This is a genomic window from Chryseobacterium nakagawai, from assembly GCF_900637665.1.
Taxonomy (GTDB): domain Bacteria; phylum Bacteroidota; class Bacteroidia; order Flavobacteriales; family Weeksellaceae; genus Chryseobacterium; species Chryseobacterium nakagawai.
On record NZ_LR134386.1, the window covers coordinates 1574106 to 1594197 of the forward strand.

The 20092-nt window shown below is 37.1% G+C and carries 20 protein-coding genes; 15 read left to right on the plus strand and 5 right to left on the minus strand.

The features are described from left to right. Positions 1-45 precede the first annotated feature (45 nt). The 9 genes from EL260_RS07195 (at position 46) to hemH (ending at position 9450) form a co-directional block, all read left to right on the plus strand. A complete protein-coding gene (locus EL260_RS07195) occupies positions 46-1143 on the plus strand; it encodes a calcium:proton antiporter (RefSeq protein WP_122637000.1) in 1098 nt (365 codons plus the stop codon). Positions 1144-2484: 1341 nt separating this feature from the next. Next, on the plus strand, positions 2485-3156 hold the full coding sequence (locus tag EL260_RS07200; protein ID WP_123859557.1) for a MarR family winged helix-turn-helix transcriptional regulator: 672 nt from the start codon (positions 2485-2487) through the stop codon (positions 3154-3156). A gap of 2 nt (positions 3157-3158) precedes the next feature. Next, positions 3159-4637: a phytoene desaturase family protein gene (locus EL260_RS07205; protein WP_047437589.1), complete on the plus strand. Its 1479-nt coding sequence runs from the start codon at positions 3159-3161 to the stop codon at positions 4635-4637. Then, positions 4634-5470 carry a phytoene/squalene synthase family protein gene (locus EL260_RS07210; RefSeq protein WP_047437588.1) on the plus strand — a complete coding sequence of 279 codons (837 nt, stop codon included), beginning with the start codon at positions 4634-4636 and terminating at the stop codon, positions 5468-5470. The genes EL260_RS07205 and EL260_RS07210 overlap by 4 nt, the downstream gene beginning before the upstream one ends. Positions 5471-5490: 20 nt before the next feature. Then, positions 5491-5961, plus strand: a complete 471-nt coding sequence (locus EL260_RS07215; protein ID WP_122636996.1) for an SRPBCC family protein — start codon at positions 5491-5493, stop codon at positions 5959-5961. After that, complete coding sequence (locus EL260_RS07220) at positions 5958-6416, plus strand: sterol desaturase family protein (RefSeq protein WP_123859558.1); 459 nt, start codon at positions 5958-5960, stop codon at positions 6414-6416. Before EL260_RS07215 ends, EL260_RS07220 begins: the two co-directional genes overlap by 4 nt. Before the next feature lie 2 nt (positions 6417-6418). Beyond that, on the plus strand, positions 6419-7111 hold the full coding sequence (locus EL260_RS07225) for a lycopene cyclase domain-containing protein (RefSeq protein ID WP_123859559.1): 693 nt from the start codon (positions 6419-6421) through the stop codon (positions 7109-7111). Next, on the plus strand, positions 7098-8378 hold the full coding sequence (locus tag EL260_RS07230; RefSeq protein ID WP_047437579.1) for a cryptochrome/photolyase family protein: 1281 nt from the start codon (positions 7098-7100) through the stop codon (positions 8376-8378). The genes EL260_RS07225 and EL260_RS07230 overlap by 14 nt, the downstream gene beginning before the upstream one ends. A 43-nt stretch (positions 8379-8421) precedes the next feature. Continuing rightward, positions 8422-9450, plus strand: a complete 1029-nt coding sequence (hemH, locus tag EL260_RS07235) for a ferrochelatase (protein ID WP_047437577.1) — start codon at positions 8422-8424, stop codon at positions 9448-9450. Between the two features lie 49 nt (positions 9451-9499). Here the strand turns inward: hemH and EL260_RS07240 are convergent, their stop codons facing one another. Continuing rightward, positions 9500-10180: a Crp/Fnr family transcriptional regulator gene (locus tag EL260_RS07240; protein WP_122636993.1), complete on the minus strand. Its 681-nt coding sequence runs from the start codon at positions 10178-10180 to the stop codon at positions 9500-9502. 639 nt (positions 10181-10819) lie between these two features. Here EL260_RS07240 and EL260_RS07245 point away from each other — a divergent pair. From EL260_RS07245 to EL260_RS07270, 6 genes are all read left to right on the plus strand, one after another. Next, positions 10820-11665, plus strand: coding sequence for an RteC domain-containing protein (locus EL260_RS07245; protein ID WP_123859560.1), 846 nt, complete (start codon positions 10820-10822; stop codon positions 11663-11665). A gap of 250 nt (positions 11666-11915) precedes the next feature. Next, positions 11916-12269: a helix-turn-helix domain-containing protein gene (locus tag EL260_RS07250; protein ID WP_013632656.1), complete on the plus strand. Its 354-nt coding sequence runs from the start codon at positions 11916-11918 to the stop codon at positions 12267-12269. Positions 12270-12281: 12 nt separating this feature from the next. After that, positions 12282-12590: a helix-turn-helix domain-containing protein gene (locus EL260_RS07255; protein WP_002978404.1), complete on the plus strand. Its 309-nt coding sequence runs from the start codon at positions 12282-12284 to the stop codon at positions 12588-12590. An 85-nt stretch (positions 12591-12675) separates the two neighbouring features. After that, entirely contained in the window at positions 12676-14136 is a 1461-nt protein-coding gene (locus EL260_RS07260; protein WP_123859561.1) for a DUF3945 domain-containing protein, read from the plus strand. A 6-nt stretch (positions 14137-14142) separates the two neighbouring features. Further along, the gene (locus EL260_RS07265; protein ID WP_123859562.1) at positions 14143-16236 is read left to right on the plus strand and encodes a type IA DNA topoisomerase; all 2094 of its coding nucleotides are present in this window, start codon (positions 14143-14145) and stop codon (positions 16234-16236) included. Then, positions 16226-17116 (plus strand): ORF6N domain-containing protein, encoded by an 891-nt coding sequence (locus EL260_RS07270; protein ID WP_123859563.1) that lies wholly within the window; start codon positions 16226-16228, stop codon positions 17114-17116. The genes EL260_RS07265 and EL260_RS07270 overlap by 11 nt, the downstream gene beginning before the upstream one ends. 23 nt (positions 17117-17139) lie before the next feature. On the opposite strand, the gene chrA is transcribed toward EL260_RS07270, so the two are convergent. From chrA to EL260_RS07290, 4 genes are all read right to left on the minus strand, one after another. After that, complete coding sequence (chrA, locus tag EL260_RS07275) at positions 17140-18270, minus strand: chromate efflux transporter (protein WP_123859564.1); 1131 nt, start codon at positions 18268-18270, stop codon at positions 17140-17142. Further along, entirely contained in the window at positions 18260-18691 is a 432-nt protein-coding gene (locus EL260_RS07280; RefSeq protein ID WP_123859565.1) for a DoxX family protein, read from the minus strand. Before EL260_RS07280 ends, chrA begins: the two co-directional genes overlap by 11 nt. Before the next feature lie 2 nt (positions 18692-18693). Beyond that, entirely contained in the window at positions 18694-19182 is a 489-nt protein-coding gene (locus EL260_RS07285; protein ID WP_123859566.1) for a hypothetical protein, read from the minus strand. 89 nt (positions 19183-19271) lie between these two features. Then, complete coding sequence (locus EL260_RS07290; protein ID WP_123859567.1) at positions 19272-20072, minus strand: helix-turn-helix domain-containing protein; 801 nt, start codon at positions 20070-20072, stop codon at positions 19272-19274. Positions 20073-20092 lie beyond the last annotated feature (20 nt).

Consider the following 20092-nt stretch of genomic DNA (forward strand, 5'->3'; position numbering starts at 1 on the left):
TTTTCTCCAAAGGACAATTCAATTGTAAAAAATATTATTGTTTTTATGAATATAAAAAAATATTTATGGATGTGGACTTTTTTAGTTCCTATTCTGGCGTGGCTTTCTTATATTGGAAATACTGTTTTTTCTTCAGGGTATTACTCTGTGATTCTTGCTTTATTTTTGATGGGAAGTGTTTTGGCAGCGGTGTATCATTCCGAAGTTATTGCCCATCGCTTGGGAGAGCCATTTGGAACCTTGCTTCTGGCATTTGCCATTACGGTCATAGAAGTAGGACTTATTATTTCTATTATGATGGGAGCAAAAGGCTTAGAAACCATTACCCTTGCCAGAGATACGGTTTTTGCTGCCGTAATGATAATCCTTACCGGAATCATTGGGAGTTGTATTGTGATAGGTTCCTTAAGATACAGAGAACAGAGCTTTACATTACAGGGAGTAAGTACGGCACTCATTACGCTTACGTCAGTTATTATTTTTGTGCTTATTCTCCCCAATTATACGGTGAGTCATCTCGGAGGCGAATATACATCCTTTCAATTGCTTTTTATCGCCTTGATTTCTTTAGGACTTTATCTTGGATTTACTATGATTCAAACGTTTAGACATCGAAGCTTTTTCATTTCTCCAGAGAACAAACTGTCCAAAAATCAGCCTGTACAAGATAATCATGAACTGATTTCCCGAAAACAATTGTATATCAGTTGTATATTGTTACTATTATCCCTGGGAATAGTTGTTTTACTGGCAAAGCTTCTTTCAAAGGATGTTGAGCATATAGTGGTTTCCGCAGGTGCCCCAAAATCTCTTGTAGGGATCATTATTGCAGGTATTGTTCTTCTTCCTGAAGGGTTGGCTGCGTTCAGGGCTGCGAAAAGTGATGAGATCCAAACCTCATTAAATCTGGCTTTTGGTTCTGCTTTGGCTAGTATTGGGCTGAGTATTCCTGCCATCGCTATCATATCTGTAATAACCGGTATAAGAATGACATTAGGAATAGATATTAAATCAACAATACTTTTGGGGCTGTCTCTTTTTATTATTACCGTCTCACTGGCAACAGGCAGAACCAATATCATGCAGGGAATTGTACTGATCGCTATTTTTTTAATTTACCTTTTTATTACAATAGTTCCATAAGCTATTGTGTATTAATATTTAATATGGCGATAATTAAGGGTTGTTATTTAGGAAAACATAGCCTTGCCATGAGATAGCTGACTGTTGATTTCGCTTCCAGATTGAGATTAACATTTTCCCTTCAAGTCTAGCATAATATCCGTTTGTTGCAGGGTTATAAATAATCTGATGTAAATGATTCTTCCTAAAAACCAAGTAAAAGCATTCCTCTCTTCATTAAGTATTTTTCATTGGAGTTGCTACCTTTATTATGACAGGATTCTTACAATCTTTAACTTTAATGTTATAAAAAAGTTAGAAAAATATAGTTTAGATCTTAAGATTGTGGCATTTCCTTAGGTGAGCAAAGAAGTAAGATTTCTTCAGGAGCCGAGGAGCTTGGAATCTGCAAATAGAACTTGATCATTTGGAGAAAGCTTCACAGAGAATTTAAACTTACTAAAGGAAAGCAAATTTCGTCTGACTCGATAAGGAAAGAGTTATTGAATTTGTAAGGAATTGGAAGAAACAAAGCTAGGACCTGATATTTTAAAAGAAGGTGTAGCAATTTTCGACTGATTGACGGGTAAGATATAAATTTATAAAGGATCACGCTAATGTGCTTCCTATAGGGGAAGGTGTTCAAGATATTAAAGGTAAGCAGGAGTAAGTAATTTCTATCATTGTAAGAAAAGGAAACCTCCTAAACGATTAGAAATAAAAGCCATTTATCTGTTGAGATATTAAGTTTTTATCATTGGAGTCATGTCAGATATGGAATTTTGCGAATAGCCAGAGAATTAGAAACAATGGGTATGAGAACCTCACTTCTTTTTGCTACCAAATTGATGTTAGAAAATGACTTGAGAACTATTGTAAAGAAAAAATTTAATTGGCTATGCCGAACCCCCTGGCTATATCTTAGAACAGCCATTGATTTGTTTGACAAAAGAATTACAGGATAGTCATTGATTGAGGCGATGAAGGCTAAGGACACCGTTATTGATATTACTAGAAGTATAAATTGAAAATGGGATTGCTATGGCAATTCTGTAATAAAGAGTTTTGAAAAACTCTTAAAACCAAGCTGGTCTATCAAAATAAATCATAGCAAAAACTCTATGTTTAAATATATAGAAACATTTTGCAATACCCATATAAGGTATTCAGCTTTAGAAAGTTTAACCATAGAATAGTATTGGAATTTTATCTCAAAAACCGTTGCAAGCTCATTTTATTGTGTATTTCATAAGTGGTTTTCTTGATTCATCTTTGTTTAAGTTGAATAAAATAAAAAAAAATAGTTTATTAATATTCATTATTTGTTTTATTTGGTATATTTGTATACTAAATATTTTTGAAATGCACTATTCTATAATAAAAGATATCTTCGGCTTACTTGAAAAATTTGAGTTGGAAAATAAAGATAATATTTATTCTTCTGATATTGAGGGTTTTAAAAAGTGGTTGTGTGTAAAGGAATCTCCCCAATTAAAAGAGTTGGATGAACCTTATTGGGATGGGAAAGAAAATGGTAGGAGCCCTGAAAGTGTAATTAGTACTTCCTTAGTTCATCTTAACAGGTATGCAAAATCATATTCCAAATCGGCAATCAGTGATTCGGGATTTGCGACACAAGAAGACTTTATTTATTTAATAACGCTGAAGACATTTGGTGAAATGACCAAAATGGAACTGATCAAAAAAAATATTCATGAAAAACCTGCGGGTATATTGATCATTAACCGACTTATCAAGCTCAGGTGGGTAGAACAAAAAGAGTCAGAGACGGATAAAAGAAAAAAAGTGATTAACATTACCGATGCCGGCTTAACTTCTCTGGAAAATCAAATGGATAAAATAAGAATGGCTACGAATATTGTAGCAGGAGATCTTAAGCATTCAGAAAAAATGGAACTGATACGGATTTTAGATAAACTTGAAAAATTCCATTATCCGATATTTCACCGAAATATAGATTCTAAAAAACTGATCGATATTATCAGTACAGAATATTCATTTCTAAAAAACTAATCATGAACAAAAAAATAGCCATTATCGGTTCCGGATTTTCCGGATTATCTGCGGCTTCCTATTTGGCAAAAGATGGAAATGAAGTACATGTGTTTGAGAAAAATAGTGGAGTGGGCGGGAGAGCAAGAAAGTTTAAAACTGAAGAAGGCTATGTTTTTGATATGGGACCAAGCTGGTATTGGATGCCTGATATTATAGAATCTTTTTTTGAGGATTTCGGGAAAAAGACATCCGATTTTTATAACCTGGTACGGTTGGATCCTCAATTTGAAATGGTGTTTTCGGATGGCGTTATGAAGATTCCGGATAGCTATCAGGAAATGATGAGTTTATTTGAAAGTATTGAACAGGGGGCTGGGAAAAAGCTTCAGGATTTTATGAAGGATGCTCAGGTTAAGTATGAAGTGGGAATGAAGGGCTTTGTCAATAAACCCTGTCATTCATGGTTCGAGTTTATTTCACCGAAAATAGCCCAAAGTGCATTAAAACTTGATTTACTGACTAGTTTTAGCAGGTTTGTACGAAAGTATTTTAATCATCCTAAGCTTATTGCATTAATGGAATTTCCTGTTATTTTTCTGGGAGCTGCTCCTTCAAAAATTCCTGCTTTGTACAGCCTGATGAACTATGGTGGCTATAAATTAGGAACATGGTACCCGATGGGTGGTTTTTCAAAAGTAACGGAAGCTATGATGCAGATTGCTATAGAAGAGGGAGTGTATTTCCATTTTAATTCAAATGTTGAAAAAATAAACGTGGAAAAAAATAAGGCTCATGCGATACAAGTTAATGGTGAAGAGCGGTTTTTTGATATGATCATTGCTTCTTCCGATTATCATCACACTGAAAATAAACTTCTTTCAGAATCTTATAGAAATTACAAACCATCCTATTGGGAAAGAAAAATATTTGCTCCTTCTTGTTTGATTTTTTATGTGGGAATCAAAGGGAAGGTTTCCAACCTAAAACATCATACGCTTTTCTTTGAGAATGAGCTGGAGCTTCATACTCATGAAATCTATGAAGATAAAAAATGGCCGACAAAACCCTTGTTTTATGTATGTTGTCCATCCCAAACAGATAAAAGTGTTGCTCCGGAAAATGGTGAAAACCTATTTTTTTTAATGCCCGTAGCGCCCGGAATAGAAGATTCTGAAGAAATACGGGAAAAATATTTTCGGGAGATGTTAGAAAGATTGGAAAAACATACCACATGTTCAGATTTATTTTCAAGGATAGAATATAAAAGGAGTTATTGTATCAATGACTTTGTGGAAGATTATAACGCTTATAAAGGCAATGCTTACGGTCTTGCCAATACACTGTCACAAACGGCTGTACTAAAACCTTCCATACGAAATAAAAAGATTAAAAATCTACTGTATACGGGGCAGCTTACTGTTCCCGGGCCTGGAGTTCCTCCATCGATTATATCTGGTAAAATTGTAGCTAACGAAGCCCGTAAAATGAATGAATTATGAAAAAATTATTTGATGACCTTTCTTATAAAGTGAGCCGTGAGACGACAAAACTTTACAGTACAAGCTTTTCTTTAGGGATTCTAGCATTATCACCGAAACTGAGAAATCCTATCTATGCAATTTATGGCTATGTACGTCTGGCTGACGAGATTGTAGATAGTTTTCATTCCTATGATAAACAGAAGCTGTTGTTACGATATAAAGAAGAAACTTTTCAGGCTCTTGAAGACGGAATTTCATTAAATCCAATCCTACAGTCTTTTCAGGAAACTGTACATACTTATAAGATCAACTACGATCTTATTCATCAGTTCCTGAAAAGTATGGAAATGGATCTTCATACCATAGATTATAATTCTGAGTTGTATAAAGAATATATTGTCGGATCCGCAGAGGTCGTAGGGCTTATGTGTCTTCACGTTTTTACAGACGGAGACCGTGAAGAATTCAATCGACTGAAACCTTATGCAATGATCCTGGGTTCTGCATTTCAGAAAGTTAACTTTCTTCGGGATATGAAAGATGATTATCAGATATTAGGACGTTGTTACTTTCCGAATGTAGATATCTCTTATTTTGATAATACCGTAAAATCCCATATTGAAAAGGAAATTGAAGAAGAGTTTCAGATAGCTCTGCAGGGAATTAAGAAATTACCCAGATCTTCACGGTTCGGTGTTTATTTGGCTTTTCGATATTATATGTCACTTTTTAGGAAAATTAAAAGAACCTCTGCCAGTGAAATAATTAATCAAAGAATAAGGATATCTAACGGGATGAAGCTTTCATTAATGATGAGCAGTTACCTTCAGTATAAAACCTCTCTTTTATAAATTCATCTAAATAGCGTATTATGATCTATACGATTTACAGAAAACAGCAGCTGAATTGTGGAATAGAAGAAGCGTGGAAGTTTTTTTCCAGTGCTAATAATCTTTCTATTATTACACCGCCTGATATGAACTTTACAGTACTTACCAAAATGGAAAATGATGAAATTTTTGAAGGGATGATCATTGACTATTATGTCTCACCGATACTGGGAATCAAAATGAAATGGAAAACAGAGATTACACAGGTAAAATTTGGAAATAGTTTTACTGATTTTCAAAAGGAAGGTCCTTATAAACTATGGAATCATCGCCATGAATTTATAGCCAATGACAAGGGAGTGTTTATGAAAGATCTGGTAAAGTATGAACTTCCGTTTGGTTTTTTAGGAGATCTCGCCCATAAGTTATTCGTTAGGAAAAAAATTGAACATATTTTCAACTATAGGTATAATATTCTAGAAGAGCTATTCAATAAAAATACAAAATCATGAATTTTTTAATCGTAGCAGGCACATTTTTTATCATGGAAGGAATGACCTGGCTCATTCATAAATATATTATGCATGGTTTTTTGTGGGGATTACATAAGGATCATCATGATCATAGTGTCTCTGGACCGATGGAGAAAAATGATTATTTTTTTGTAATTTTTGCTCTCCCTACTATCGGTTTGATGTATTATGGAACTCTGCATAACTTTAACGTATGGTTCTATATTGCGATCGGTATCGCATTATACGGAATGGCTTATTTTTTTGTTCACGACCTATTTATTCATCAGAGACTGAAAATTCTTCGAAACACAAAAAATCCTTATCTGCTTGCCATAAGAAGAGCCCATAAACAGCATCATAAACATACCGGAAAAGAAAAAGGAGAGTGCTTCGGTTTTCTTTGGGTTCCTCTTCAGTACTTTAAAATGTATTTTAATAAAAATAAAGCCTGAAAATGCAGCAGTACACATATCTTTTGATTAATTTTTTTACGGTAATCATCTGTTTTATTTTTTCATTTCATCCTAAAATAAAGTTTAACAGACACTTTACCACCTTTTTTAAAGCTTCGTTCATTGTAGCTTTAGTATTTATAGCTTGGGATATTTGGTTTACCAATAGAGGAGTCTGGTGGTTCAATGATGATTATCTTTTAGGTCTTCGGATATATAATCTGCCGCTTGAGGAGATCTTGTTTTTTTTATGCATTCCTTTCTCCTGCATTTTCACCTATTTCTGTATAGATAAATTTTTTACGTTAGATTGGAATCCTTTGTTAGAAAAAACTTTTGTTTGCATATCAATCCTTTATGCACTTGTACTATCCGTCTATTTTTATGATAAGATATATACGGTAATAACTTTTGCTTCCACTGCAGTCAGTATGTTTATTCTGTATTTCATTTTACAATCAAAATGGCTGGGAAAGGCTTCACTTATTTATCTTTTACTGATGCCTGGCTTTTTTCTCGTAAACGGGATACTAACCGGAACAGGTCTGGACTCTCCGGTGGTTAATTATAATCCGAAGGACTTTATAGGGATTAGAGTCCTTACCATTCCCGTTGAAGATTTTGTGTACGGGTATGAAATGATTCTGTGGAATATCTATTTATTTCAGAAATTTAAAAAAAATGAAGACAATTAATATTTTCTGGTTCCGAAGGGATCTCAGGCTTGAAGATAATGCAGGACTGCATCACGCTTTAAAAGCAGGGCAGTCAGTAATGCCGATTTTTATATTTGATACAGAAATTTTAAATCAGCTTCAGGATAAATCTGATAAGAGAGTAGATTATATTCAGCAGGCGCTCAATGATCTCGATAAGGAACTTAAAGCCTATAAAAGCGGTCTTAAGACTTATTATGGAAAACCACTTGACGTTTTTAAAAAACTGATCACTGAGTTTGAGATTGATACTATATTTTGCAATAAAGACTATGAACCGTCGGCTATAAAAAGAGATCAACAGGTTGCTGAGCTTCTTCATACAGAAGGAATCGCATTTTCTGACTTTAAAGATCAGGTGATTTTTGAAAAAAATGAGATTCTGAAAAGTGACGGATCTCCTTACACCGTGTTTACTCCCTATTCAAAAAAATGGAAAGAAAATCTAAAATCCATTGTGGAGTATACAATAGACTTCAATAGTTTTGCAAAGCTTAAAGATTCTGTAGATATTCTCAGTCTACAGGATATTGGATTTAAAAAAACAGATTTACACTTCATAAAACCCTCACTGGATAAGAAAGTCATTGATTCTTATCAAAAATACAGAGATTTTCCTGGGTTGGATCATACCACACACCTCGGCGTTGCTCTTCGGTTTGGAACGATTTCCATAAGAAAATGTGTGAAGTTTGCCCTTGAGCACAGTGAAACATGGCTTAATGAACTGATATGGCGGGAGTTTTTTATGCAGATCCTGTTTCATTTTCCTTATGTTGTCACTCATTGTTTTAAGAAGAAATACGAGAATATCCGCTGGAGAAATAATGAAGAAGAATTTAAAGCGTGGTGTGAAGGTAAAACAGGCTATCCTATTGTAGATGCAGGTATGCGTGAACTTAACACAACGGGATTCATGCACAACCGAGTGAGAATGATTGTAGCTAGTTTTCTTACCAAACACTTGTTGATTGACTGGCGATGGGGGGAAGCGTATTTTGGACAAAAACTCTTAGATTACGACCTTTCTGCCAATAACGGAAACTGGCAATGGGCTGCAGGATCTGGCTGTGATGCAGCTCCTTATTTCAGAATCTTTAACCCCGAAGAACAAACCAAAAAATTTGATAAAGATCTTACCTATATAAAAAAATGGCTTGTGGATTATGATTATCCAAAACCTTTAGTAGAACACAGATTGGCAAGAGAACGTGCATTGGATACCTATAAGAAAGCCCTGATGTAATTAAATACTGTGATAACAAAATTGGTAATTAAAATATAATAAATTGAGTAAAAAAGGTATTTTATTGGTGAATCTCGGTTCTCCAAGATCAACTTCAGTACCGGATGTCAGGGAGTATCTTGACGAATTTCTGATGGATGAAAGAGTAATTGACTATCGTTGGATCTTTCGCGCTCTCCTGGTCCGCGGAATCATATTAAATACGCGGCCTGCCAAATCGGCTGAAGCCTATAAAACGGTATGGACAGATGAGGGATCTCCATTGATTCTTATCACTGAAAAAGTTCAGAAAAAACTTCAGAAATTAATGGAAGTGCCTGTTGAAATAGGCATGCGGTACGCCCAGCCAAGTATTGAAACAGGTATTCAGAAGTTAGTTGATCTTGGGGTTTCTGAAATTGTCTTATTTCCTCTGTATCCACAATACGCTATGAGTACAACAGAATCTGTCATTGAAAAAGCAGAAGAGGTAAGAAAAAAGGAATATCCCAACATCAAAATTAATTATGTGCAGCCTTTTTATAACAGGGATATGTATATTGAGTGTCTGGCGGAAAAAATAAAAGAAAAACTTCCGGAAAATTTTGATGCTTTACAGTTTTCCTACCATGGGATACCTGAAAGACATATTTATAAAACAGACCCTACCAAAACATGTAATCTCAACGACTGTTGCTCTAGGGAAACAAATCCCAGCCATCAATTCTGCTATCGTCATCAATGCTTTGAGACGACCAGAAAAGTTATTGAATATTTGAATCTGCCACGAGAAAAGACCATTATCTCTTTTCAGTCAAGATTAGGAAAAGACAAATGGATCGAACCTTATACTGATCAAACCTTAGAGATAATTCCGTCAAAAGGCGTTGAAAATCTTGCTGTGGTCTGTCCTGCATTTGTGTCCGACTGTCTCGAAACACTTGAAGAAATTTCGGTGGAAGGAAAAGAACAGTTTTTGCATGCGGGAGGAAAAAACTTCCATTATATTCCATGTCTTAATGATGATGATGGATGGATAGAGGTGATAAAAACACTTTGTGAAGAAAAACTTAATCAGTTTTATCTCGTTTGATTATCGGGTGATTATATTTTACTATCCTCATTGAATCCATATTTTCAATTTAAAAATTAGCAATACGAACCAATTGTTCAATGTTGATTAATTGTATTTTGCGTCCTTCAATTTTAATAAAATTATCTTGTTTAAAATCATTGAGAATACGGGCTAAGGTTTCTCTTGCTGTCCCCACCATATTGGCCAGATCAATTCGGGATAGCGTGATAAAAACATTTTCTTTGGACTCGTTAGATGCATATTTATCATGAAGGATCAATAAGCTGAGAGCAGCCCGTTCTCTAACGGTTCTGTGTGATAAGACTGCCATGAGATTAGCCATGACACTAAACTCGTGACTAAGGGATTTTAATAAGAGTCTTGAAAAAACTGGTGACTGATTAAGGATATTTAAGAAATCATCTTTTGAAATAAATGAGATGACAGAATTTTCAAGGGTTAATGTGGTATCTCCATAAGTCTCATTACTTAAAATAGCAGAATATCCGAAAAATTCACCCGAACTGTAAATGTAAATGATTTGCTCTCTTCCATCATTGTCTACTTTGTACTTCTTTATTTTACCTTCATTTAAATAGTAAATACCGGTGGGCTTTGTGCCGTCTGTAAATATAGCTTCATGATTGCGGTAGTTTTTACTTTTCATGGCAGTAATGAGTAGGTTTTTATCATACTCAGGAAGCTCGTTAAAAAGATATTGATTATTAAAAATAAATTTTGAAACCATAATTTTTACTTCTTAAATATTGAAAAAGAACTCAAAATTTAACTTAAATCACATTTTAAGCCTACATAAATCACCAAGTTATCTTTCTAAACGGATTATTTTTGCAAAAGTAAGAAAATTGCTCTTGAAATGGGAAAGAAAGTCTTTTTAAGAGATGAACTGAATGTAATGAAGAGAAGTTAGAGATAAATTATTATATAACGAATTTTTAAGTATACTGGATAAATAAAAACATGTACTCTTCATATACATATTGATATAGCCAAATTTTTTACCTTTTATTTATCCAGTTATTTTTTATTGAAAAAGATTAATATAGTCCAAAGTGACTAATAAAGAAGAGTTTACAAGAACCGGAAGTGCTATCGGTAACGATTTAGTAATGGTGCTTACTGCACTCGCTTTCATTTGATTACCTTGTAAATCATTACTGCAAATCTAATAAAAAAAGGGTAAAGTAACAGCATACTTTACCCCTTTTTCGTTTTTTACCCTCCCTCAAAAAAAGGTATTTAAAATAAATCTTTCCCAATATGGGGACACTATGTGATAATGCTTTACATATTATTTCCAAGTTTTGGCAAATCAACGAAGATGTAGTTCCGAAACAAATAGTCCCAATATCTAAACGTCTAAGCTATGGAAATCGTATTGAACAAAGTATTATCGGAAATTCAGCATCAGGAAGATAAGCTATCTTCTCAAATGATGCAAACTGCGGATGAGGCTTATCAAATGACCTTATTCTTAAAGGAGATGCTGTTTTCTATAAAGATGAAAGTCTTACAGACCGGATTTAAGAACGAACAGCAGGAAATCAATTTTTTTAAGAACATCAAACCGCAGATTTTAGGAAAACTTATTTATTACAATAAAGTATTCCGCATTGAAACTACCTGCCCAGTGAGTACCGGGAGAATACATCAAAGCTATTTTGAAAACCAACTTAAAATCCTCAAATCCGAATATAAGGAAAGCATATCCAATGAGGATTTTTACAGGTACTATCGTGCAGGCAGAACTGACCGTGACCACAGTTATTTCAGGCTCGGAAAAATCAATTACCACGATGGTCTGAAAAGTAATGTATTTGAAATTGACCTTAGCTTTTCTACTTATTACGATAACAAAGTTGCCCATATTATAGCCAATGAATTACTTTATACTTTTTTACTTACCAAAATAAACCCTGAAAAAAATCCCGATGCCATTTCAATAAATGGTGATGGAAACAAAGACATTTCGTGGACGAACTCGCAAAATGCACTGATAGAATTAATTTACGCCTTGTATGCTTCCAAATCTATTGCATACGGTAAAATAGGCATCAGGAAGTTAGCATTGATTTTCCAAATCCTCTTCCGAACGCCCCTGAACGATATACATCATTCTTTCCACAGAATGAAAACAAGGGCAGGCTCCCGAACGGTATTTTTAGACCAACTCAAAATTTCCCTCGAAGAATATATGGATAAAGACCTTTAGCAATATCAGCACAAGGGTTTGGAAGCAGTACACAAAATGTACTGCTTTTTCTTTGCCCATATATGCCAATTGGCAAATGTTGGCAAAAGGCTACTACAAAATAACCGAAATACCCTAAAACCCTTATTAAACAAGGGTTTTTCTCACTGCAAAAAATTTGAAAAAAAGTGCCAAACCAATGGGTACGTATTGGCAGACAAACACTGCAACACTTCTGAATTTTGCTATGTGAACATTAAACAACAGTGCTATGAACATTATAACAGTTGACGAAGAAGTGTGGAAGCACCTCAACGAACGGTTGAAAGCCATTAGCGAATATATCCTCAAACTGGAAGATACAAGCTACGATAGCTTATGGCTCAACAACCACGAAGTCTGCCAGTATCTCCACATCAGCGAAAAAACGTTGTGGCGTATGCGCACCAACGGGCAGATAGCTTTTTCAAAAATGTACGGGCAGTATTACTATACGATTGGTGCTATCAAGGAAATGCTCAACGCTAACGCCGTGCAGACGACCGATGAATATGTGGAGCAGCTTATGGCGAAAGGCAAAAGCTATATCGAGAAAGGCAGAAAGCTGAAATCAGGTAATCATTAAAAGCGTACCCGTATGAATATCGACAAAATGGAATTTGTGGCGTGGATGGAACGCATAATGGACAGGCTGGACATTCTTGGCAACCACATAGACGATTTACAAAAGAAGCGCAACAGCATAGACGGCGAAGAGTTACTGGATAATCAGGATTTATTGCAAATGCTGAAAATCAGTAACCGTTCCCTGCAACGGTATCGCTCCATAGGTAAGCTCCCTTATTATACCATTAGCGGAAAACTGTATTACAAGCTATCCGATGTGCATCAGTTCATCAGGGAAAGTTTTAACCCTCCGTTACCTAAACTGGATGCCAATAAGTGACAAACGCTGCCTTTGAGTGCCACATAAAGCAAATCAGTGAAGGCTTCCTTTACATTCGACCGTGAAATTTTAAAATTTTCAGACTATGGGCGAAGAAACAACAACTAAACAGGAAATGCCCGAACAGCTTTCGGACATATTACTCGTACTGGATAAAGAGAAAATGAAAATCCAGGCAGTAAAAAGTATCGACGAAAACGGGAAAATGGAAACCGTTGAACCCACCAAGAAAAACCAAAACCAGTTTATGCGTGTGGACAAAAGCGGCGATTTCTTTTCCAACTTCTTTTCCAATTTTTTCAGCCAGTTAAAGAACCCTACAAACTTTACTTTCTTCAAAGTGCCTGCTCCGGTTGCTGCTGAAAAAGCAGAGGAGCTGCAAAAGCACATAGATAAGCCCACTCCACAGGGCGAAAAAGTGCTGAAAGAACACGAAGTAAAAGCAGAAACCCAACCCGATAAAAAACAAGAAAATCAAAATAATATGGCAACAGCACAAACAACAACGGAAGCAAGCGAATACCGCTACAAGCCGGAGCAGATTGATTGGGACACGATGAAGAACCTCGGATTAAGCAAAGAGTATCTTGAAAAAAGAAACCTGCTCGACCCTTTGCTAAGAGGTTACAAAACCAATGAGCTTTTACCGATAGGTATTAACCTCGGTGGTTCTATCCTCCGCACGGATGCCCGCCTGTCTTTACAACAAGGGGAAGACGGCAATGTTATCGTGGCAATACACGGTATTAAAAGAGAACCTAACCTACACTTTGAGTTTTTCGGTCATAAGTTTACGGACGAAGACAAGAAAAACCTGCTCGAAACGGGCAATATGGGGCGTGTGGTTAATTTGGTAAATTCCAAAACAGGCGAACTGATGCCCTCCATTATCAGCATTGACAGGCTAACCAATGATGTGATTGCACTGCGCACGGAGTTTATCAAAATTCCCGATGAAATTAAGGGCGTAAAGCTGAATGACGAACAGAAACAAACTTTAATGGAGGGCAAACCACTCTATTTAGAGGGTATGATTTCCACTAAGGGAACAGAGTTTTCGGCAACGGTACAATTCAATGCGGACAAACGATATGTTGAGTTCCTGTTTGACAGAAGCAACAACAATCAGCAAGCGCAAACGAACCAACAGAACGCCCAACAAAACAATCAGCAAAGCCAATCGCAGGAAGCTCCAAGAACTTTCAGGGGCAAAGAACTGGATGATGAGCAGTACAACAAGTTCAAAGCCGGACAAACCATATACGTTGAACTGAAAGACAAAAAAGACCAACCGTATAAGGGTTATATCACGTTCGACAAAGATACCGGAAAGACCAATTTTGAGTTTCCCGGTCAGTACAAAGCACGGGTAGAACCTGCCGAAACTCATAAAACACAAACTGCCGTCAATTCGGAGGGTAAAACCAACGAAGCGACCAAGAACGCCCAAGAGCCTTTGAAGTCCGGGCAGCAAAGACCGAAAAACGAGAAGCAGCAGGAGCAACAGGATAACAAGCCTGAAAAATCCAAAGGCAGAAAAATGTAATACAGTATGAAAACAATCATTGCAGAAAAACCAAGCGTAGCAAGGGAAATAGCCGGACTTGTGGGAGCATCCGATAAAAAGGATGGCTACCTGACAGGTAACGGCTATTTTGTTACGTGGGCATTCGGTCATTTAATAGGACTGGGAATGCCCGAAGATTACGGCATTTCGGGATTTGATAAAGCATCCCTGCCGATATTGCCCAACCCGTTTTTATTGACCGTCCGCAAGGTCAAAAAAGACAAAGGGTACACCGCCGATACTGGCGCATTAAAGCAACTGAAAGTCATTGAGCAGCTTTTTAAGCAAAGCAACAGCATCATCGTTGCTACCGATGCAGGTCGTGAGGGCGAACTCATTTTCAGGTACATTTATGAATACCTGAAATGCAACAAACCTTTTGAACGCCTTTGGATAAGTTCGCTTACCGAAAAGGCAATAAAGCAAGGCTTCAACAACCTAAAAGACGGGGCAGCATTTGACGGACTGTATCAGGCAGCGCAAGGCAGAAGCCGTGCCGACTGGCTTGTAGGCATCAATGCTACACAGGCATTGAGCATTGCCGCAGGCAATGGTATCTATTCCCTTGGAAGAGTGCAAACGCCCACACTGGCTTTGATATGCAAACGTTACCTCGACAATAAGAATTTCACGGTAAAGAAATACTGGCAGATACAATTAACGCACAACAAAGCCCAGGTTGATTTCAAAAGTATTTCCGCAACCAAATGGGACGAAAAGCAACTTGCCGATGATACCCTTAAAGCTATTCAGCGTTGCGCAACGGCAACCGTTACCTCGGTAGAAACCAAAAGCGTTACAGAACAGCCGCCATTGCTTTTTGACCTAACTGGCTTACAAAAGGAAGCCAACAAAAGGCTGAAATTATCTGCTGAAGCAACGCTCAATATTGCACAAAGCCTGTACGAAAAGAAGTTTATCACGTACCCACGTACCGGAAGCAAATATATCCCTGAAGATATGTGGGCTGAAATTCCAAACCTTGTGCGGGCTTTGCAAAACCGTGAGGATTGCAAACAAGCCCTTACCAAAATCAAATGGGGACGGTTCAACAAACGTATCTTGAATGACCTCCGTGTAACGGACCATCACGGTTTGTTGATTACGGATAAAGTACCGTCTGTACTCAATGCAGACGAAAACAAGATTTACAATATGATTGCGCTTCGGTTGCTCGAAGCCATATCACAAGCCTGTGTAAAGGAAATAACCAATGTTTCATTACAGGTATTGCATTACGATTTTGCGGCAAAAGGCTGTAAAATTCAGGAAGCGGGTTGGCGTTCCATAAAAGGAAGTTTTACCGATGACGGCGAAGAGCCAGTGCAGGAACTACCCGAACTGCACAAAGGCGACGAACTTGCCATAAAGGAAGCCGCCGTTTTGGAAAAACAGATCAAGCCGCCAGTGCTTTATACCGAAGCCGGGCTTTTGTCGGCTATGGAAACCGCAGGGAAAGAAATCGAAAACGAGGAAGAGCGCAAAGCCCTCAAAAATATAGGTATCGGAACTCCAGCAACAAGAGCCGCCATTATTGAAACCCTGTTTACCCGTAATTATATCCAAAGGGATAAACGTTCCTTAGTTCCTACCGAAAAAGGATTGCAAGTGTACGAGTTGGTCAAAGACCGGAAAATTGCGGATGTGGCAATGACCGCCGAATGGGAATTGGCATTGCAGAAAATCGAAAATAACGAAGCGAATGCCGGAACATTCCAAAAGGAAATGGAAACCTATGCCAAATCCATTACAGATGAATTACTGCAAACTTCCATCGCAAGCACCAATCAGCCAAAACTGACCTGCCCGAAATGCAAAAGTAAGCAGCTTATTATCCGTGATAAGATTGTAAAATGCCCTGATGAGGCGTGTAACTGGGTGCAGTTCCGCACGGTCTGCGGTGTACAAATCAGTATTGAAAATGTAACAAGCCTTGTCAATAAAGGCAAAACCTCTCTTATCAAAGGAATGGAAAGCAAAGCCGGAAAGAAATTCGATGCTTATATCGTGCTGAACGATAAAGCCGAAAGTTCCTTTGAGTTTGAGAAAAACAAAAGCAGTAAACGAAATGGAAAATAAACCGTCAATCGTACCTAAAGAAATCAGGAGCCTGATTTATACCATCCGGGGCAAACAGGTAATGTTGGATAGCGACCTCGCTGCTTTATATCAGGTAGAAACAAAGAACCTGAACAAAGCCGTTAAAAGAAATATTGAGCGATTTCCCGTATCATTCTGCTTTCAACTGACCGAAGAGGAAGTTGAAAACTTGAGGTTCCAATTTGGAACCTCAAGTTTAAGCTACGGCGGCAGACGTTATTTGCCTTATGTTTTTACCGAACAAGGGGTTGCAATGGCATCTGCCATACTCCGTTCAGATATAGCTGTTAAAATGAGTGTTGAAATAATGGAAGCCTTTGTCGAAATGCGGCGTATGCTCATTAGCAATGCTTCTTTGTTTCATCGTTTGGATAACATCGAATTAAAGCAACTGGAAGCCGACCAAAAATTTGAAGAAATTTTTAAGGCTTTGGAAAGCGATAAGCTGCACAGCGAAAAAGGTATTTTCTACAACGGGCAGGTATTTGATGCCTATGCCTTTGTTTCCGATATTATCCGAAGTGCCAAAAGTTCTATTATCCTGCTTGATAATTATGTGGATGATACGGTGCTTACCTTACTGGGTAAGCGTAAGACTAATGTAACCGCTACAATCCTTACCAAAGGCATCAGCAATCAGCTACGGTTAGATTTACAACGCTACAATAGCCAATATCCTCCGGTAGCTATTGAGGTTTTCGCAGATGCCCACGACCGTTTTTTGATAATTGACCATACGGAACTCTACCATATAGGGGCATCACTCAAAGACATGGGCAAAAAATGGTTTGCTTTTTCAAGAATGGATATTGAAGTCGGCAGGATGCTTCAGTGCCTTACTTCATACCAAAACCTCTGAATTTTTCCAGTGGTTTTGACATTTTAAAATTGAAATAATAAGAAACCTAATAATGCACCTCCTAAAACAATGAATGCGCTATTGATTTTTTTGAATTTGAAAACGATAATGCCACTAACCAGTGCTATGGTAATTGTTTGCCAATCGGTAATGGTATCTTTGCCCATTATAAAACATACTGCTGCTATAATAGAAACCGATGCGACATTTACTGCATCTAAAAAAGTGGATAGCCCTTTAGAATTTCGTAATTTCCTGATTAATGGGTTAAGAAGTGCTACAAAAACAAATGAGGGAAGGAAAATGGCAATGGTTGAGATAATTGCTCCTGAAAGCCCATTTATCTGAAATCCAATAAATGTTACCGATGAAAAAACAGGGCCTGGTGTGAACTGACCTACCGCAATAGCATCCATTAGCTGCTGCCTTGTGAGTAAACCTGTCGTTACCAGTTCCGTATCTAAAAAGGCAAATAAAACATATCCGCTGCCATAAAGTATGGAACCAATTTTAAGGAAAGTCCAAAATAATTTGGCATTGGTAACAGACAAAAATGTAAACGCTGTGATTTGAAGAATGCCAATCGGCATAACGCTTGGTAAAGTATCAGCTTTTTTGCGCTGAACAGCGTACTGTACAAGAGCGAGCAACCCTGCTCCGAACATTAAATAAATCTCATTGATACCCATCAAAGAAGCTATCAATACAGTAACACCAATGAAACTCAAAAACAATGACTTCACAGACTTTTTTGCCAAAGGGTAAACAGCTCCAATGATAACAGCAATGATGGCAGGTTTGATGCCGTAGATAAATGGTTGTATTTCGGGTAATTGTCCATACTTGTGATATAGCAAAGCAAATACTCCTGTAACTAAAACAGCGGGTAAAATAAAACATAAACCTGCCGTTAGTAATCCTTTCCAGCCACCTTTGTCATAACCGATATGAATAGCCATTTCTGTACTGTTAGGACCCGGAATAAGATTAGTTGCTCCAAGTAAGTCCAAAAAATGCTGTTCCTTCATCCATTTTCGTTTTATTACCACTTCAACCCGCATCATGGCAATATGGGCTGCCGGACCTCCAAAACCTATAAAGCCCAATTTGAGAAACAGTTTAGCAATTTCCTTCTGGCTAACTTCATTTTTCATTATTCTTCATCTTATTATCAATAGACCAAAAGCCGCCACCTTTTATAAGCAAGAAAATATTACCTAACAACATAGCCCAGTCCGTCCGGCTTCCGTGCATCATTTCCCAGAAACCCTGATTGGCTAATATATCTGCTTTGGTAGCAGCAATGGCAACAAGCATAATGATGATAAGCGGAATACTGGCCAGCCTTGTAAAAAGCCCGATAAGGATAAGTATTCCACAAAGGATTTCGCAAGTACCTACAAAACTTCCCAAAAAGTCAGGTGAGGGCAACCCGATTTTTTCAAAACGACCTGCTCCTAAAGTATCTGGAAATAAAAATTTCTGAATGCCTTCAGAAAGAAATACAGCACCGACCATTAACCGAATGATAAGGGTGGTTTTGGAATGGTCTGAATGAATGATTTTTTGAAACATGATTATGGTGAGAGTTTGAATTCCTGATTGCTGAACATATTTTTGTTCGGAATTTTTATTTGTATGAATTCGTGCTTTGTTGCACTGTGGCAGTTTGTGCAGGTATTTGTAAGAACCATATAGCTATGCTCAAACTGTGGTAAATCCCTATGTTGGATAGCACTTGAAACACTGTCAATAGCCGGAGTAATCATAGATATGGATTGACTTTCCGGTCTTGCCGATTGATATTTTTCAATATCCTGCAAAATTTCCCTGATTTCGTTGATTTCAAAATCAGCCAATTCCCAGTTTTCGCTCTTTCCTGCAAACCAGAGCTTGTTATGATGAACCTGCACACTACTCATAAATTCCCCAAATCCCGGTTTGTAACTATCATCCAATTTGGATTGCAGGTTATCAATCTGATTTTGCAAAGCCTTCCGATTGCTATCTTCCTGATTACAGGCAAACAAGATGATGATTGTGAGGAAGACAAATAAGTATTTCATGACACATGATTTTCGATGAATATTACGCATCAAAATTAATACAATGCTTTGTCAATTTTATGGTATATTTGAAAATATCACGGTAGCTTTTAAGTATTACGGAATAAAAACGGGGTAACGCCTGTGTGACGTTTGAAATATTTCACAAAATGGGAAGTGTCGTTAAAATTCAAACTATAAGCGATTTCAGAAACACTGTTGTCTGTATAAATCAGTTGTCTTTTTGCTTCGCTAATGATGTGCTCGGCAATCACTTCTGCTGCCGACTGATTAAGTGTTTTACGACAAATGGCATTTAGGTTTTGTGGTGTTGTATGGAGCTTTTCTGCGTAATGGGCAACACTGTTATGTAAGTCGCTTGTCTGGTTTAGTAATTCCCTGAATGATACTATTGTATCATCCGTTTTGTTGGTCTGAACAGGCAAGGGTTTTGCAGCATCCAATGTTTTCGCAAACAATGCTTTCAATAATCCTTCTAATACAATAAAATTCTTTTCCGTGATAAGCAGTTTGAATAATGTATCAATACCCTGGATTTCTTTCAAATGAATACAATTAAATCCGCTTAACTTGGATAGAAGATTTTTCAGCCCGCCATCCAACGATTTTTCAACAAAGCCTTTCTTTAAAATCAGAACATATCCCTCAGGGACATCAGCAATATCCCAGTGATGAACTTGTTCTTTGCGAACAAAAAATAGTGTTGGTGGTTTTATTGAAAATGAAGTATGGTCGATGGTATGAAAACCTTTTCCTTTCTGTAGATAAATGATTTCAAAATAACTGCTGTGCTTGTGTGGCTCGGTCTTGCGAATTTCTTTTCTGAACGGTGCAATTTTTAATAATGCTGCCGCTTCAATTTTGTTTTTTATGGATATGTTTTTTTTCAATCCGTTGTAAGTATAAAATT